The 15778-nt window shown below is 64.0% G+C and carries 15 protein-coding genes; 6 read left to right on the top strand and 9 right to left on the bottom strand.

What is annotated here, in order from left to right; genetic code table 11:
- Positions 1 to 21 precede the first annotated feature (21 nt).
- Both JFC13_RS10705 and JFC13_RS10700 read left to right on the top strand, forming a co-directional pair.
- A complete protein-coding gene (locus JFC13_RS10705; RefSeq protein WP_232488460.1) occupies positions 22 to 540 on the top strand; it encodes a DUF3515 family protein in 519 nt (172 codons plus the stop codon).
- Positions 541 to 1268: 728 nt separating this feature from the next.
- Positions 1269 to 1727, top strand: coding sequence for a hypothetical protein (locus JFC13_RS10700; RefSeq protein WP_198397052.1), 459 nt, complete (start codon positions 1269 to 1271; stop codon positions 1725 to 1727).
- 376 nt (positions 1728 to 2103) lie between these two features.
- Here the strand turns inward: JFC13_RS10700 and JFC13_RS10695 are convergent, their stop codons facing one another.
- The 7 genes from JFC13_RS10695 to leuC form a co-directional block, all read right to left on the bottom strand.
- Positions 2104 to 3219 carry a D-alanine--D-alanine ligase family protein gene (locus tag JFC13_RS10695; RefSeq protein ID WP_198397051.1) on the bottom strand — a complete coding sequence of 372 codons (1116 nt, stop codon included), beginning with the start codon at positions 3217 to 3219 and terminating at the stop codon, positions 2104 to 2106.
- A 54-nt stretch (positions 3220 to 3273) separates the two neighbouring features.
- Positions 3274 to 3807: a YbhB/YbcL family Raf kinase inhibitor-like protein gene (locus JFC13_RS10690; RefSeq protein WP_198397050.1), complete on the bottom strand. Its 534-nt coding sequence runs from the start codon at positions 3805 to 3807 to the stop codon at positions 3274 to 3276.
- A gap of 77 nt (positions 3808 to 3884) precedes the next feature.
- The gene (locus JFC13_RS10685) at positions 3885 to 4898 is read right to left on the bottom strand and encodes an NAD(P)H-dependent glycerol-3-phosphate dehydrogenase (protein ID WP_198397049.1); all 1014 of its coding nucleotides are present in this window, start codon (positions 4896 to 4898) and stop codon (positions 3885 to 3887) included.
- A complete protein-coding gene (locus tag JFC13_RS10680; protein WP_198397048.1) occupies positions 4895 to 5662 on the bottom strand; it encodes a lysophospholipid acyltransferase family protein in 768 nt (255 codons plus the stop codon). The genes JFC13_RS10685 and JFC13_RS10680 overlap by 4 nt, the downstream gene beginning before the upstream one ends.
- A complete protein-coding gene (gene murA, locus JFC13_RS10675) occupies positions 5659 to 6975 on the bottom strand; it encodes a UDP-N-acetylglucosamine 1-carboxyvinyltransferase (RefSeq protein WP_198397047.1) in 1317 nt (438 codons plus the stop codon). Before murA ends, JFC13_RS10680 begins: the two co-directional genes overlap by 4 nt.
- Before the next feature lie 199 nt (positions 6976 to 7174).
- Positions 7175 to 7774 (bottom strand): 3-isopropylmalate dehydratase small subunit, encoded by a 600-nt coding sequence (leuD, locus tag JFC13_RS10670; RefSeq protein ID WP_198397046.1) that lies wholly within the window; start codon positions 7772 to 7774, stop codon positions 7175 to 7177.
- Between the two features lie 13 nt (positions 7775 to 7787).
- Positions 7788 to 9278 carry a 3-isopropylmalate dehydratase large subunit gene (leuC, locus tag JFC13_RS10665; RefSeq protein ID WP_198397045.1) on the bottom strand — a complete coding sequence of 497 codons (1491 nt, stop codon included), beginning with the start codon at positions 9276 to 9278 and terminating at the stop codon, positions 7788 to 7790.
- A 196-nt stretch (positions 9279 to 9474) separates the two neighbouring features.
- Between leuC and JFC13_RS10660 the strand changes: the two genes are divergently transcribed.
- The 4 genes from JFC13_RS10660 (at position 9475) to JFC13_RS10645 (ending at position 13301) form a co-directional block, all read left to right on the top strand.
- Positions 9475 to 10191, top strand: a complete 717-nt coding sequence (locus JFC13_RS10660) for an IclR family transcriptional regulator (protein WP_009882470.1) — start codon at positions 9475 to 9477, stop codon at positions 10189 to 10191.
- Between the two features lie 10 nt (positions 10192 to 10201).
- Positions 10202 to 10975, top strand: a complete 774-nt coding sequence (locus JFC13_RS10655) for a DeoR/GlpR family DNA-binding transcription regulator (protein ID WP_198397044.1) — start codon at positions 10202 to 10204, stop codon at positions 10973 to 10975.
- 290 nt (positions 10976 to 11265) lie between these two features.
- Positions 11266 to 12963 (top strand): sodium:solute symporter family protein, encoded by a 1698-nt coding sequence (locus JFC13_RS10650; RefSeq protein ID WP_198397043.1) that lies wholly within the window; start codon positions 11266 to 11268, stop codon positions 12961 to 12963.
- Between the two features lie 17 nt (positions 12964 to 12980).
- Positions 12981 to 13301: a hypothetical protein gene (locus JFC13_RS10645; RefSeq protein ID WP_198397042.1), complete on the top strand. Its 321-nt coding sequence runs from the start codon at positions 12981 to 12983 to the stop codon at positions 13299 to 13301.
- Positions 13302 to 13347: 46 nt separating this feature from the next.
- Here the strand turns inward: JFC13_RS10645 and galK are convergent, their stop codons facing one another.
- Complete coding sequence (gene galK / locus JFC13_RS10640; RefSeq protein WP_198397041.1) at positions 13348 to 14586, bottom strand: galactokinase; 1239 nt, start codon at positions 14584 to 14586, stop codon at positions 13348 to 13350.
- On the bottom strand, positions 14583 to 15719 hold the full coding sequence (gene galT / locus JFC13_RS10635; protein WP_198397040.1) for a galactose-1-phosphate uridylyltransferase: 1137 nt from the start codon (positions 15717 to 15719) through the stop codon (positions 14583 to 14585). The genes galK and galT overlap by 4 nt, the downstream gene beginning before the upstream one ends.
- Between the last annotated feature and the right edge of the window lie 59 nt (positions 15720 to 15778).

The raw sequence follows: 15778 nt of genomic DNA, 5'->3' as shown, positions 1-15778 counted from the left end.
ATCGGGAGATACGGTAGTTGTATGAGATCTCGTCGCCTCCGCCCGTCGCCTCGACCTTCGCCTCGGAAGGCGCGCACCATCGCCCTGGCAGCCATCGCCACTGTGGTGGCCGGAATCAGCCTGGCAGGGTGTGAGCGCACGGTCGTCGTTGAGCCTGCTCAGGACGCACAGAATCCCGACTGCGCCGACATCATGCTGCGTATGCCCGATGAGATCGCCGGCGCGAAGTCACGCACGACATCCTCCCAGGGCACGAAGGCGTGGGGAGATCCCAACATCGCAGTCGTGCGCTGCGGGGTCACCCCACCCGGGCCGACCACCGATCAGTGCGTGAGCGTGAGCAGCGTCGATTGGATCTCCAAGGCCTCCGAGGAGGACGACACCTGGGTCTTCACCAGCTACGGTCGTACCCCGGCAGTCGAGGTCCTCGTCAACCGCAAGGCGGAATCGGGCAACAATGTACTCGCAGCGATCTCACCGGCGCTGACTGCTGTGAAGCCTGAGGCCAAGTGCGTGGGAGCCCAGGACCTCGACAGCTGAGTCACCAGCATCACTGACTCCCAGCCATGATGAGTTGTCATCAAACGGCCCACTTAGCATCGACGGGAGACGTTATACGGTAGCCGCTGGATGAAAGGTAGTCCTCTCGACAGAAGTGACCGAAGCGCCTGCCAACGGCGAGCAATGACCAATGTAATAGTTACATGCTTTTTGCTGTTTTTTAATGGCTTTTGTTGCATTTAATAGCACTTGAGGATCATAATGGCACAATGGTCTCGGTGTTCAGATCCAAGGCACTCCATGACCTCGGATTCACCGAGGCAGACATTCGCGATGCACTGAACTGTTGCTTCCGCAGGATACGTCGCGGGCACTTCGTTTTGAACTCGCCATGCAACACGACGGACCATATGCCGCTCCACCTACTCCACAACACCACTGCCACAGAATACCCGCGACGATATGGGGACATCCGAGACAACTCGGAGTGGCTCAGGGTGCTGATCCGCTCCTATGCCGACGAACTCCCGGCAGGAGCGGTCTTCTCTCACGTGTCCGCAGCACTCATACACGGCCTGGACCCGCCATATCCGGCAACCGATTCAGCGGAGGTGGTTCGGCCCGGATTTCACCGAGCGAAGAAGACTCTGCGGACCCGTGACCGTTCGCTGAATTCCGAAGAACTCACACATGTCGGCGATTTGCCTGTGACAACCGTCGGCAGAACCCTTGTCGACCTTGCCACTGACTATCCGCTTGAAGTCTCAGTGCCTTTCATCTCTGAGGCACTGCGTCGAGGTCTCGCGTCCCACGAATCACTGCACAGCAGCATCCGATCGGGCACACGAGGCTGCAGGCGGGCAGCCCAAGCCTTCGACTTGGCCAGTCCGGCTCACGAATCCTCGGGTGAGGCGCTATGCGCAGTGAAGTTCTTTCGTTTCAACATCATCGGGATGATCCCGCAGGTGAATACCTACGACGGTGCCGGAGCGTGGATCGCTCGCAATGACTTCCGGCATGACAAGCATCCTCTGATCGTCGAGTTCCATGGAGTGGGGAAGTACTATCTCAACAACGCCGGTCCAGATCGCGCCAGCTCTGAGAACCATGAACGGCATATGAAGCTGCTCAACGCCGGATACCGCGTCTTCAACCTCGTTTGGGCAGATCTCTTCCGGGCGAGAGAATTCACCAAGATCAGAGCAGCAATCGCTGAATTCGGCTGACAGGCGGAGGCTCAAAAGGACAGCGGCACACTGCGGTCAGTCCGAAACCACCTCGGTGCCCATGGTCACAAGTTGCCGCCCCGACACTGAAACGACCCCCGCTACCGTCTCGACGCACCTGAGATCGCGCCAAAGCTCGGGAGCAGCGTCGGCCATCAGCACCGGCGGGACCACTTATCGACGAGGGTCGAGTTTATAGCGTGACCCCTCGACGCTAAGTAGTCCCCTCGATGCCCAATGGCAGATGCAGCCTGCCTGCCAGGTGTGCTCGGGGTTACAGGTGTGCTCAGGAGCCGCAGACGCCTACATATCGTGCGTGACTCAGCGCGTGCGTGACTCAGATCCAGCGGGACTGAATGGGTGCGCGACTCGGGACTCAGTGAGTGCGGGCGTGGTCGACCAGGGCGATGGTGATGAGCTCTGAGATGAGCGCCGGGTACTCGATGCCCGAGTTCGACCACATGAACGGGTACGCCGAGGTGGGGGTGAACCCCGGGAGCGTGTTGATCTCGTTGATGAGGACGTCACCGGCATCTGTGACGAAGGTATCGACTCGTGAGAGTCCTGTGCAATCGAAGAGCCGGAAGACCTGAGCCGAGAGTTCCTGGATCCGGGCCGTCGTCTTCTCATCGACGCGCGCCGGACAGGTCAGCTGCGCATCGGCGAGGTTGAGGTATTTGGCCTCGAAGTCATAGAACGAGTGCTCGCCGGAGACTTCGATCTCTCCGGGGAACGAGACGCGGACCTGACGGTCGTGAACAGAGCCGAGCACCGCGCATTCGATCTCGCGGCCGACGACCTGTGGTTCGACGATGACCTTGGAATCATGCTCGAAGGCAGAGCGCAGCGCCTGATCCAGTCCCTCGGCGGACTCGACGCGGCTGACTCCCATGGACGATCCTGCCCGTGCCGGTTTGACGAATACGGGCAGACCAAGTCCGGTGATCCGAGCCTGCGCGTCAGCCTGCTCGGAATCCCACATGGTTTCGGTCACGAGCTCCCAGGGGCACGTCGGAATTCCGGCGTGGGCCATGAGGGACTTCGTGTAGTGCTTGTCCATGCTCGCCGCCGAAGCGAAGACCCCGGAGCCGACGTAGGCCGTGTCGCTGAGTTCGAACAGGCCCTGCAGAGTTCCGTCTTCCCCGTACTGGCCGTGCAGGAGAGGGAAGAAGACGTCGACGGATCCGAGCTCGGTGTACTGCCCCTCGGCGTCCCGCTGCAGCAGAGGTGAGCCCTGCGCGGAGATCGGCGGGATGACCTCGGTTCCGTTGTCAACGACCTCGGGCATGTCAGCCGGGTCGAAGGCCATCGTCGACCAGTCTTCGACGATGCGCCACACACCGGCCTTCGTGATGCCGATCGGCAGAACACGGTAGGCGTCGGTGTCGATGGCCTGGATGACCCCGGCAGCAGTGACGCAGCTGACGGCGTGTTCGCTCGATCGTCCGCCGAAGAGGACTGCGACGAGTGGCCGGTGATCAGATTCAGGCATAGAAATCCTTGGTCGTAAGCGCGTGACCGTTTGTACGGACTGGAAAACTCTAGCTCACTTGAGCTCGAACGTGCATTCCAGCCACGCACGTGCGATGCCCTTGAAGAACATGTTGAATCCGGCGAAGGCCGGTGAGGCGGATTCGTCGAGGCCCAGCGGCTCCGCCAGTGCCGTGACGATGAAGAAGTAACGGTGCGGTCCGTGGCCCTGGGGTGGGGCGGCACCGACGAAGCGAGGTTCGCCCGCATCGTTGCGCAGGGTCACTGTTCCTGCCGGCAACAAGTCTGCCGATGGATCGCCGGCGTTGGCGGGCAGGCTGGTCGTCGATGCGTCGAGGTCGGTGACGACCCAGTGCCAGAAACCGGAGCCGGTGGGTGCGTCGGGGTCATAGCAGGTCACGGCGAAGGCCTTGGTCTCTGCGGGGAATCCCGACCAGGACAGCTGCGGGGAGACGTCCTGGCCGCCGTCGACGCCCATCGCGCCTGAGAGCTGCGGTCCGCTCAGTTCGGCCCCATTCTCGATATCTGTGCTGGTGAGGGTGAATGTCGGGACATCAGAAAGGTTGTAGAACGGTGAGTTGACGCTCATGTCTGCTCCTTGTAACGCGATGTAGTGGTCGTGCGATGCAGTGATCGTACGCTGTGGTGCCGGCCAGCCTGAGCTGCTCAGGCAGGTGGCCCCTCGTGCTTACGCTTCCGAGACAACAGCAAACCGGCGAGTTCGTCAACCCTCAGCTGTCCTCCGAGGACCGCACACACGGCTTCCGTGATCGGCAGGTCGACTGCGTACCTGCGGCCCAGGGCGAGGATGGCGGTCGCCGATTTCACTCCCTCAGCGGTCTGCGAGGTGTGGGCGATGACATCATCCAGGCTCATGCCCTCGCCGAGGTGGCGCCCGAATGTCCTGTTTCGCGACAGTGGTGAGGCGCAGGTGGCGACGAGGTCGCCGAGTCCGGCCAGCCCCGAGAGGGTGTGCGGCTGGGCACCCATGGCAGCGGCAAGACGAGAGGTCTCGGCCAGGCCGCGGGTGATGATCGAGGCCTTCGAGTTGTCGCCGAGTTTCTGACCATCGGCGATGCCGACTGCCAGGGCGATGACGTTCTTCACGGCACCGCCCATCTCGACGCCGACGACGTCGGTGTTCGTATAGGGCCGGAAGTAGCCGTTGGCACTGATCTCAGCGACCACCTCGGCGGTCTCGATGCTCTCCGAGGCCACGACGGTGGCTGTGGGCTGACGATCGGCGATCTCACGGGCCAGGTTCGGGCCGGAGACGACCGCGATCTGGGTGGAGTCCACCTCGGCGACCTCGGCGATGACCTCGGACATGCGTTTGCCTGTGTCGACCTCGATGCCCTTCATCAGGCTCACGAGCTTCACTCCTGGGCGCAGGTGCGGCTTCCACCGGCTCAGGTTAACCCGCAGGGTTTGCGCGGGAACGGCGAGGATGATGACCTCGGCGTCTGTCACGGCGGCGATGTCATCGGCGGTCGCGCTCAGCAGCTCAGGCAGGTCCCGGTCGCCGAGGTACCGTTCGTTGGTGTGTGAGGAGGTGATCTCCTCGGCGACCTCGGACCGGCGAGCCCAGAGGGTGACGGGGAATCCGGCATCAGCGACGACGGCGGCATAGGTTGTCCCCCATGATCCGGCGCCCAGCACTGCGGTCTTCTCGACGCTCATTCGCCGACCTCCTTGTTGTGGAATCTCGCCGGCAGCTCACGGTTCGAAAGCTCGCCGACCATCGCTGCAATGGTGTTCGTCAGACGGTGGGTGAGCACCGTCTTGGCCCTCTTCTCCTCGCGGTGGGGCCACAGGTCCTCGTAGTCGAGGGAAGGCCCGAATCTGACGACGCAGCTGTGGCTCAGCGGTTTCAGCCTCGGCAGCCGAGATCCGCGCGGATAGATTCCGTTGAGCCCCCAGTGGGCGACGGGAATGATCGGTGCTCCTGTTTCAAGGGCGAGCCGGGCAGTGCCGGATTTGAAGTGCTGGGGCCAGAAGTCCGGGTCCTTGGTCAAGGTTCCTTCGGGGTAGATGACCACGGTTTGGCCATTGGCCAAAGCATCTTTCGCGTATTCGAGCGAGTCCCCGGCCTGCCCCGAGGCTCGCAGCACGGGAATCTGGCCGATCGTCTTGAGGATCGTTCCGAGAACGCCGGAGAACAGAGACGACTTCGCCAGGAAATGCGGCATTCGACCGTGACGTTTGAGGGCCAGGCCCACGAGGATCGGGTCGAGGTGGTTCGCATGGTAGGCGGCGATGATGGCGGCCTTGCCCGGCGGCGGCAGATGTTCGGCCCCCGTGACCGCCATCTTCGTGGCCGTCCTCATCAGCCCGAAGGCAGCGGTGGCGGCGATGGTGCCGGCCCGGTTCTGCGCACGCACTGAGGCGGGATCGAAGGAGACGAGATCGTGATCGTTCGAGTCCGGCTCGGTCACCGCACTCATGCGGCCACCTCGGCCCCGAGACCGAGAAGCTTGTCGAGGAAGTTCTCGTATCCGCGATTGATGAGCTCGATGCCGTGGACCTGGCTGGTGCCGCGTGCTGCCAGGGCTGCGATGAGGTGGCTGAACCCACCCCGCAGGTCGGGCACGTCGATGCGTGTTCCGGTGAGTTCGGTGGGCCCGGAGACCACGGCTGAATGCTGGTAGTTGCGGCGCCCGAAGCGGCAGGGTGTGCCGCCGAGGCATTCGCGGTAGAGCTGGATCTGGGCGCCCATCTCACCGAGCGCGTGAGTGAAGCCGAAGCGGTTCTCGTACACGGTCTCGTGGATGATCGACAGGCCCTCGGCCTGGGTCATGGCGACGACGAGCGGCTGCTGCCAATCGGTCATGAAGCCCGGGTGCACGTCGGTCTCCAGCGCGAAGGACGTGAGCTTGCCGCCGGGGTGGCGGAAACGGATCCCGGTCTCCTCGACCTCGAATTCGCCGCCGATGCGGCGGAAGACGTTGAGGAAGGTGATGAGCTCGGGCTGGGAGGCACCTTCGACGAAGATGTCTCCGCCGGTGGCCAGCGCGGCAGAGGCCCACGAGGCGGTCTCATTGCGGTCCGGCAGCGCGCGGTGGATGAATCCGCGCAGGCTCTCCACGCCCTCGATGCGCACCACACGGTCGGTGTCGACGGTGATGATGGCGCCCATCTTCTGCAGCAGGGCGATGAGATCCATGATCTCGGGTTCGATGGCCGCATTGCGCAGCTCGGTCACACCTTCGGCGCGGACCGCGGTCAGCAGAACCTGCTCGGTGGCACCCACAGAGGGGAAGGGCAGTTCGACCTTCGTCCCCTGGAGTCGTCCCCGGGTGGTGAGCATGATGCCGCCGGAGGTCTTGTCGACCTCGGCACCGAACTGCCGCAGCACATCGAGGTGGAAGTTGATGGGACGGTCGCCGATGTGGCAGCCGCCCAGATCCGGAATGAACGCTTGGCCCAGACTGTGCAGGAGAGGTCCGCAGAAGAGGATCGGGATCCGTGAGGAACCGGCGTGTGCGTCGATGTCGACGATCGATCCCTGTGCCATATCGGAGGGGTCCAGGTGAAGTTCACCGTCGGACAGCTGTCCATCGGCCCCGGGCGTGACCCGAACCCCGTGGAGCTCGAGCAGACCGGTGACGATCTCAACGTCCCTGATCTGCGGCACCCCGCGCAGCACGGAGGGCGTCTCTCCCAACAATGAGGCGACCATGGCCTTGGGAACCAAGTTCTTGGCACCTCTGACCTGGACGGTTCCACCTAACGGATTACCGCCGCGAACTTCGAGCATGTTCCTCCCTGCGTCACACTTGCACCCGGTAGGATCCGGACGTGGCCCAGACTAGTCCGGACTCGTCCAAGACTAGCGCAGACGCGGCGTGGGTCCCCTGTGTCACGGCTCTCAGACCGTCGCGTTCGACGATTCGAGCCTTCACTGAGAAGGGATCAGTCCTTCACTGAGAAAGCTTCAGACTTTCGCTGAGAAGGGTTCAGACCTTCGCGGGCAGAGTCGTCGGCTTGAACGTCGCCCGCTTGGACTCGAAATCGGAGATCTCGGATTCCTTGGCCAGGGTCAGGCTGATGTCGTCATGGCCTTCGAGGAGGCGCCAGCGCGTATAATCATCGATCTGGAACGTCACCGTGACCGAATCGCAGGTCACGGTCTTCTCGTTCAGGTCCACGGTGATCGGGGTGCCCGGGTGGTTCTCCAGGATCTTCCAGATCAATTCGATGTCGTCCTGTTCCAACTGAGCTGCCAGGAGGCCCTCTTTGCCGGAGTTGCCGCGGAAGATGTCGCCGAAGCGCGAGGAGAGGACGACGCGGAAACCGTAGTCCTTGAGCGCCCACACGGCGTGCTCACGCGAAGAGCCGGTGCCGAAATCGGGTCCAGCCACGAGGACGGAGCCGGCCGAGAAGTCAGGGTCGTTGAGGACGAAATCGTCGTTCGTCCGCCACCGGTAGAACAGCGCGTCTTCGAACCCGGTGCGGGTGACCCGCTTGAGGAACTTCGCCGGGATGATCTGGTCGGTGTCGATGTTGGCGCGACGCAGCGGGACGCCGATGCCGGTATGTGTGCTGAAAGCTTCCATCAGGCTTCACTCCTTAAGCGTTCGCCGAGGTGGGGGTGGGTGTCAGTGTCAAGGTGGGCTTATCGTCCGTCCACGCCACCGGTTCGGCGTCGCGTGGGAGATCCTTGACGTCACCGGGTGAGGACAGCGTCCCGCGCACGGCGGTGGCCGCTGCCACGAGCGGGGATACGAGGTGGGTGCGCCCGCCCTTGCCCTGACGACCCTCGAAGTTGCGGTTCGAGGTCGAGGCGCAGCGTTCGCCGTCGGCCAGCTGGTCCGGGTTCATGCCCAGGCACATCGAGCAGCCGGCGAAGCGCCACTCTCCCCCAAAGTCCTTGAAGATCGTGTCGAGACCCTCGTCCTCGGCCTGCAGGCGCACCTTCGCTGATCCGGGCACGACCATGAAGCGGACGTTCTCGGCCTTCTTCCGGCCGCGGACCACCTCGGCGGCGGCACGCAGGTCTTCGATGCGTGAGTTCGTGCACGAACCGAGGAACACGGTGTCGACTTCGATCTCGCGCAGCGGGGTGCCCGGCGTCAGACCCATGTAGGCCAGGGCGTTGGCGGCCGATGCCTTGTCGTTCTCGTCGGCGAAGTCATCGGGTGAGGGCACGGAGGCCGACAGCGGCAGTCCTTGGCCCGGGTTGGTTCCCCAGGTCACGAACGGTTCGATGTCCTTGGCCTCGAGGACGACCTCATGGTCGAAGGTGGCGCCCTCGTCGGTGTACAGGGTCTTCCAGTATTCGACTGCGGCGTCCCAGTCTTCGCCCTCGGGTGCGTGCGGACGGCCCTTGACGTAGTCGAAGGTGGTCTCGTCCGGGGCAACCATGCCGGCGCGGGCTCCGGCCTCGATCGACATGTTGCAGATGGTCATCCGTGCTTCCATCGACAGCGCGCGAATCGCCGAGCCGCGGTATTCGAGCACGTAGCCCTGCCCGCCGCCGGTGCCGATCTTCGCGATGATGGCGAGGATGATGTCCTTGGCGCTCGAGCCTTCGGGCAGTTCGCCGTCGACGGTGATCGACATCGTCTTGAATGCCTTGAGGCTCAGCGTCTGGGTGGCGAGCACGTGCTCGACCTCTGAGGTGCCGATGCCCAGTGCCAGCGCACCGAAGGCGCCGTGGGTGGAGGTGTGCGAGTCACCGCAGACGACGGTGGTGCCGGGCTGGGTCAGGCCCAGCTGTGGGCCCACGACGTGGACGATTCCCTGGTCGGCATCGCCGAGGCTGTGCAGCCGGATCCCGAATTCCTGCGTGTTCTGCCTCAGGGTTTCGATCTGCGTGGCAGAGGTGGGCTCGGCGATGGGCTTGTCGATGTCCCAGGTCGGAGTATTGTGATCCTCCGTGGCGATCGTCAGGTCGGGGCGGCGCACGGGGCGCCCGGCGAGTCGGAGACCGTCGAATGCCTGCGGGCTGGTGACCTCGTGGACGAGGTGGAGGTCGATGTAGATGAGGTCGGGCGCACCGTCTTCGCCCAGGGATACGACGTGATCGGCCCAGACCTTCTCGGCCAAAGTGCGTGGCATGATTCCTCCCGCTGGTACAGGGATTGCCTGTACGTGCTTACTGCTGTGACGGCCCGTGTTCGGGCGTGGGTGACATTCGATCTGACCACTCGGCGAGTGCGCGATGTGCGCTCAACGAGTTCGTACAGGAAACCTACTCGCCCGTATCGCATTTCGAACTTGCATCTCGCCCACTGAGACGCGCACAATAGTGTCTATGACAAGCAATGGTAGCGGCGTCGGAGTCATCGACAAGGCCGCAATGGTTCTCTCCGCCCTTGAGGCTGGACCCGCATCACTGGCCGAATTGGTCTCATTGACCGGACTCGCCCGACCCACTGCCCACCGTCTGGCCGTTGCGCTCGAATTCCATCGCATCGTCGGACGTGACCTGCAGGGTCGCTTCGTCCTCGGCCCACGTCTGGCCGAACTCTCCTCGGCCGCCGGCGAGGACCGCCTGCTCGCTGCGGCCGGACCGGTGCTCGGCCAGCTTCGCGACCAGACCGGCGAGTCCGCACAGCTCTTCCGCCGCCAGGGCGACCTGCGCCTGTGCGTGGCCGCCGCCGAACGCCCCGTCGGCCTGCGCGACTCGGTGCCGATCGGTGCCACCCTGAGCATGCGCGCGGGTTCCGCCGCCCAAGTCCTCCTGGCCTGGGAGGAACCCGACCGTCTGCACACCGGCCTGCGCGGTGCCCGCTTCTCCGCCACCATGCTCTCCGGCGTCCGTCGCCGAGGCTGGGCGCAGTCGATAGCCGAACGCGAACGAGGCGTCGCCTCCGTCTCGGCCCCGGTGCGCGGACCCAGCAATCGCGTCGTGGCCGCCGTGTCGATCTCCGGTCCCGTGGACCGTCTGACACGTCAACCGGGACGCCTGCACGCGAAGTCCATCATCGAAGCGGCTCGGACCTTGAGCGAAGCTCTCATCAGAGGCTGAGGACAACCCCATGATCGCCGCCCAAAGACGAAACGTGATCATCGAGACGATCGAACGAGACGGTGCGGTCTCCATCGCCGCCCTTTCGGATCTGCTGAGCACCTCAGCGGTGACGGTCCGTCGCGACCTCGATCAGCTCGCCGATGAAGGACGCCTGACCCGCACCCACGGAGGCGCGGTCGCCTTCTCCAGCGCCCGCGAATCGTCGTATGCAGAGAAGCTCGAGCAGGCACTGGCTGAGAAGACCGCGATTGCGCGGGCCGCAGCCAAGCATGTGCGCAACGGCGACGTCGTGGCCCTGGGCCCCGGCACCACGACCGAGCTCCTGGCCAAGGAGCTCAGCGATCGCTCGGGCATCCGCATCGTCACCAATTCCCTCCTCGTCGCCGAGGCGATGGTCTCCTCCCCCGACGTCGAAGTCATCGTCGTCGGGGGAATCCTGCGCCATTCGATCCGGGCCTTCGTCGGCGGCGGCACGGTCTCACAGCTGACCGGCCTGAGAGCGGACACGGTATTCCTCTCGGGCAACGGGCTGGCCGCGGACTTCGGCCTCTCCACTCCCGCATTTCCTGTGGCCGACACCGACCGGGCTATGGCCGCCGGAGCCGGAAAGGTCACCGCACTCGTCGACCACACGAAGGTCGGTCTGCACTCCTCGGTGCTCACGGTCCCCACGGAGGAGATCGACCAGTTGATCACGGACTCCGGCAGTGACGGCTCCGAACTGGATGCGCTGCGCATCGCCGGCGTCGATGTCGAGGTCACCACCACCTCGGCGAGCTGAGCGAGCACCTGCGTCGGGCGAGGCCTTCGCCGGGATTCTCATCGCGGTCGCGCAGGTCCTCTTCTCGCGAGTCCGGGCGAAGGAGCATGAGCGCAGACGCGGAGGTGAGACCGTGGCTGCCTCCGACACGCCGAGGGCGGAGGAAGAATCCCCGCTCACAGGCGAGCGATCATAAACAATCAAAACTTTTCATGTTCGATCACTGGAGATCGGTCGATCTGTCCTCTAGAGTATCCGTTTGAGGTGGCTTTGATCACAAGGGGCCATTCACCGAAGACGTTGGAGGAACCTTGGAAGACATCCGGCTGGACGCTCAGTGGATCGACTATCTGCTGATCGCGATCTACTTCGTATTCGTCCTCGGAATCGGCTGGTTCGCCAAGCGCGGCATCTCCTCGAGCATCGAATTCCTTCTCTCCGGGCGCAGCCTTCCGGCGTGGGTGACAGCCTTGGCCTTCGTCTCGGCGAACCTCGGTGCCGTAGAGATCATGGGGATGTCAGCCACCGGCGCCCAGTACGGCATGCCGACGATGCACTACTTCTGGATCGGCGCGGTCCCGGCGATGCTCTTCCTCGGGGTGGTCATGATGCCCTTCTACTACGGTTCGAAGGTTCGGTCCGTTCCCGAATTCATGCGCAGACGCTTCGGCACCGGCGCCCACCTCGTCAACGCACTGTCCTTCGCCGTCGCTCAGATCCTCATCGCCGGCGTCAACCTCTTCCTCCTCGGCACGATCGTCAATCGCCTCCTCGGTTGGCCGCTGTGGATCGCCCTGGTCGTCGCTGCCGCCATCGTCCTGTCCTACATCACGCTCGGCGGGCTGACCGCTGCCATCTACAACGAGGTGCTTCAGTTCTTCGTCATCGTCGCGGCCCTGCTGCCGCTGACGATCATCGGTCTCAATCGCGTGGGCGGTTGGGACGGTCTCGTGGCGAAGGTCAGCAATGACGGCATGCTCGGGGCCGAGCAGCTGAGCAGCTGGCCGGGAGAGCAGCTCTCCGGGTTCTCCAACCCGGTGCTCTCGGTGGTCGGGATCGTATTCGGGCTCGGCTTTGTGCTCTCCTTCGGCTACTGGACGACGAATTTCGTCGAGGTCCAACGTGCCATGGCCTCGAAGAGCATCAATGCCGCACGACTGACTCCGATCCTCGGCGCCTTCCCGAAGATGCTCATTCCGTTCATCGTCATCATTCCCGGAATGATCTCGGCGGTCCTCGTGACCCAGATGACGAAGTTCAAGCAGATCGCGTCCAGCGTCGACGAGGTGACCGCCCAGTCCCAGACCGGAGTGACCTACAACGATGCGCTCCTGCTGCTCATGCGCGAGGTTCTGCCCAACGGTCTCCTCGGCGTTGCCATCGCCGGCCTGCTCGCCGCGTTCATGGCCGGCATGGCCGCCAACATCTCCGCGTTCAACACCGTCTTCAGCTATGACCTGTGGCAGCAGTACGTGGTCAAGGACCGCGACGACGCCTACTACCTCAAGGTCGGCCGCTACGCCACGGTCGGCGCCTGCATCGTCGCGATCTTCACCGCCCTCATCGCCGGCAACTTCGCCAACCTCATGGACTACCTGCAGACTCTGTTCGGCTTCTTCAACGCACCGCTGTTCGCCACCTTCATCCTCGGCATGTTCTGGAAGCGCATGAGCCCGACTGCTGGCTGGGTCGGCCTGGTCGGCGGCACCCTCTCGGCCGTCGCTGTCTTCGTCCTCAGCGAAACCGGCGTGTTCGACCTGCCCGGTCAGGGCGCAGCGTTCCTCGCCGCCAGCACGGCGTTCGTCGTCGATATCGTTCTCTCGGTGATCGTCACCTTCAGGACCGCACCGAAGCCTGCCCATGAACTGCGTGGGCTCGTCTATTCGGAGACGCCGAAGACCGACTTCGAAGATCTCAGTGAACCGAAGCCCCCGATGTGGAAACGCCCGGTGCCCGTTGCGGGAGTCGCGCTGGTCCTCGTCATCATCCTCAACGTGGTCTTCGGCTGAAGGAGCAAGTGAGAACAATGAGCAAAGCCAACGAACTGACCAAGACCGCAGGTGCCTTCGACATCCGAAATTTCATCGGCGTGCTGCTGGGGATCTTCGGAGTCATCCTCGTCATCGCAGGCATGGTCGACTACACTCCCGACGAGGCGGAGCGGACCGGCGGAATCGATGCCAACCTCTGGACCGGAATCGGCCTCATCCTCACAGCAGTCTTCTTCATCGCCTGGGCCAGGCTGCGCCCGATTCGCATCATCGCCGATGAGTCGACGGAGGTGGGCGACGGGAACGAGGCAACTGACGGGACCGGCACGACAGAGACCGGCGATACCCGCGCCTAGCCCGTCCAGGCGATTCCGCTCTCCGTCGGTCGATTCTGCCGCGGGGTCAGGCGATTCTGCCCGCGCCCTTTCCCGGGCTGACTGCGAAGACATCGGGCCTGCGGAATCCGTGGTCGGCGAACGTCGCGCGGACGGCCTCGCCAACCTGGTCGACACTCGCCGCGTCGACGAGTGCGATCGCCGATCCCCCGAAGCCGCCGCCGGTCATCCGCGCTCCGATAGCGCCGGCCGACATGGCCGCCACGACAGCGGTGTCGAGTTCGGTGCACGAGACCTCATAGTCGTGGGCCAGCGACTCGTGGGAAGCAAGCAGGAGTTCGCCGATTCCGCGAATGCTGCGGCTCTCATCACTGTGGCCTTCTAAGAGTTCGACGGTGGCCCGGACCCGGGCGTTCTCACTGAAGATGTGCCGTACCCGCTTCTTCTGCTCCTCGTTGAGCGGGCCAAGGTCCACGCTCACATCCAGTTCGCGCAGACTCGCGGCTCCGAGGATCCTGGCGGCCTCCTCACAGGTGCGCCGCCGGTCGCCGTATCCACTCTCGCTATGGGAGTGGGACACGCGGGTATCAATGACGAGCAGCGCCAGCCCTTCGGCGTCGAGGTCGAAGGGGATCTGTCGAGTCCGGAGGTCCCGACAGTCGAGGAAGAGTGCATGCCCGGCCTCGGTCATGATCGAGGCCGCCTGATCGACGATTCCGGTGGGAGCACCGACGAAGTCGTTCTCGGCGCGCTGGGTGAGCAGGGCCTTCTCTCGGTCGTCGAGTCCGAGCCCGTAGATCTCGTCGAGGGCGATGAGGACCGCCACCTCGAGGGCATGGGAGGACGACAGCCCGGCTCCTACGGGCACTGTCGATTCGATGTAGAGGTCGATGCCGCCGACGACTGTGCCCGTCGTCTTGGCGATCTCATCGACGACGCCCGCCGGATGGCTGAGCCAGCTCGGCAGAGCTCCGGGTACGAGTTCTTCGGCCGCGAACTGGCCTGCGAGCCTCGCGCCCGACTCGTCTCGATGGTCGGAGACGATCCGGATGCTCTCCGGGCGCCGAGGCGGTGCCGCAGTTCCGTGTTCATGGACCTCCGAACGGTCCTGCGGACGCCGGCCGATGGCTACGTGGACAGCCCTGTCAATGGCGATGGGAAGGACGAACCCGTTGTTGTAGTCGGTGTGTTCTCCGATGAGATTGACGCGTCCGGGAGCACGGAAGCAGTCGTTCGGCGGATAGCCGAACACCGCTTCGAACTCGCGGCGCAGGCTCGGACCCGTCTCAGCGGTGGCCGCGCTCATCTGCGACCGTCTTCGAGCGCAGGCGACGCCGCACGCAACCGTGCAGCGGTCTCTTCGGCGGAGACGTCGCCGACGAAGGCTCCCATGGCCGCTTCGGATCCGGCGAGGAATTTCAGCTTGTTCTCGGCACGTCTGGGGCTGGTGATCTCGAGATGCATCCACTCTGCCGAGCGGTCGGCACAATTGACCGGCGCCTGATGCCAAGCTGCGATATATGGAGTGGGGGTCGAATAGAGGTTGTCGATCCTTCGCAGCACCTCGGGATAGATGCCAGCGAGGTCGTCGCGTTCGGCATCGTCGAGTTCGTCGAGTCTCAGCACCTGCCGATGCGGGACGATGTGGACTTCGACCGGCCACCGAGCTGCAAAGGGCACGAAGGCAGAGAAGTATGCCGACTCAAGGACCATCCGCTCCCCCGAGCCGCGTTCGAAATCGAGGACGTCGCCCATCAGAGGCCTGCCCGTCTCACGTCTGTGCTGCACCGCTCGAGCCGAGGTGATTACGGTGTGCGGGGTGACGAACGGATAGGCATAGATCTGGCCGTGTGGGTGGTTCATCGTCACACCGATCTCCTCACCCCGATTCTCGAACACGAAGACCTGCTCGATCCCCTCTTGTGCGGAGAGCTCGCTGCTCCGGTTCGCCCAGGCGTCGATGACCGTGCGGGCCCGTGCCGGGTCGAGGTCGGCGAACGATCCGTTGTGCTCGGAAGAGAAGACGACGACCTCACAGCGCCCATGGGCCGGGGCGATCAGTGCGGATTCGGAGGCCGCCTCGGCGAATCTCTGTCTCGGATCGGCAGGCACCGCTCCGAGTGATGGCCCCAGCGAAGGGAACCGATTCTCGAAGACGACGACGTCGTAGTCGGCGACAGGGATCTCAGTGGGTCGTCCGGGTGTCGAGGGGCAGAGAGGACAGTCGGCGGCTGCGGGAAGATGCGTCCGCGACTGACGATGCGTGGCCACGGCCACCCACTCGCCGGTGAGCAGGTCGAAGCGCAGCTGTCCGCCGGTAGGACGTGGTCCTGCGGGGCGATGGTCCTCGGCAACTGGTGCCGCCGTCGAACCTGCGTCCTGGAAGAACAGGATGTCTCTGCCGTCGGCAAGCGTGTTCCGACGAACCTGCGTGCTCAACGGACACCCACGAGTTCAACGGCTCGTCGGTGGAATCGAGAAAAACTGCACTGACCCAT

The organism is Brevibacterium antiquum, assembly GCF_016107655.1.
In the GTDB taxonomy this organism is placed as follows: domain Bacteria; phylum Actinomycetota; class Actinomycetes; order Actinomycetales; family Brevibacteriaceae; genus Brevibacterium; species Brevibacterium antiquum.
Note: the sequence above shows the minus strand (reverse complement) of the source record. Positions and strands in the feature narration are given on the sequence as shown.

Bases quoted from the DNA above. Each gene is read 5' to 3' on its own strand.
- leuC (WP_198397045.1), bottom strand. From the start codon at position 9,278: ATGCCACGCACTTTGGCCGAGAAGGTCTGGGCCGATCACGTCGTATCC.
- JFC13_RS10690 (WP_198397050.1), bottom strand. From the start codon at position 3,807: ATGAGCGTCAACTCACCGTTCTACAACCTTTCTGATGTCCCGACATTC.
- JFC13_RS10705 (WP_232488460.1), top strand. From the start codon at position 22: ATGAGATCTCGTCGCCTCCGCCCGTCGCCTCGACCTTCGCCTCGGAAG.
- JFC13_RS10655 (WP_198397044.1), top strand. From the start codon at position 10,202: ATGATCGCCGCCCAAAGACGAAACGTGATCATCGAGACGATCGAACGA.
- JFC13_RS10680 (WP_198397048.1), bottom strand. From the start codon at position 5,662: ATGAGTGCGGTGACCGAGCCGGACTCGAACGATCACGATCTCGTCTCC.
- murA (WP_198397047.1), bottom strand. From the start codon at position 6,975: ATGCTCGAAGTTCGCGGCGGTAATCCGTTAGGTGGAACCGTCCAGGTC.
- JFC13_RS10685 (WP_198397049.1), bottom strand. From the start codon at position 4,898: ATGAGCGTCGAGAAGACCGCAGTGCTGGGCGCCGGATCATGGGGGACA.
- galK (WP_198397041.1), bottom strand. From the start codon at position 14,586: ATGAGCGCGGCCACCGCTGAGACGGGTCCGAGCCTGCGCCGCGAGTTC.
- leuD (WP_198397046.1), bottom strand. From the start codon at position 7,774: ATGGAAGCTTTCAGCACACATACCGGCATCGGCGTCCCGCTGCGTCGC.
- JFC13_RS10695 (WP_198397051.1), bottom strand. From the start codon at position 3,219: ATGCCTGAATCTGATCACCGGCCACTCGTCGCAGTCCTCTTCGGCGGA.
- JFC13_RS10645 (WP_198397042.1), top strand. From the start codon at position 12,981: ATGAGCAAAGCCAACGAACTGACCAAGACCGCAGGTGCCTTCGACATC.
- JFC13_RS10660 (WP_009882470.1), top strand. From the start codon at position 9,475: ATGACAAGCAATGGTAGCGGCGTCGGAGTCATCGACAAGGCCGCAATG.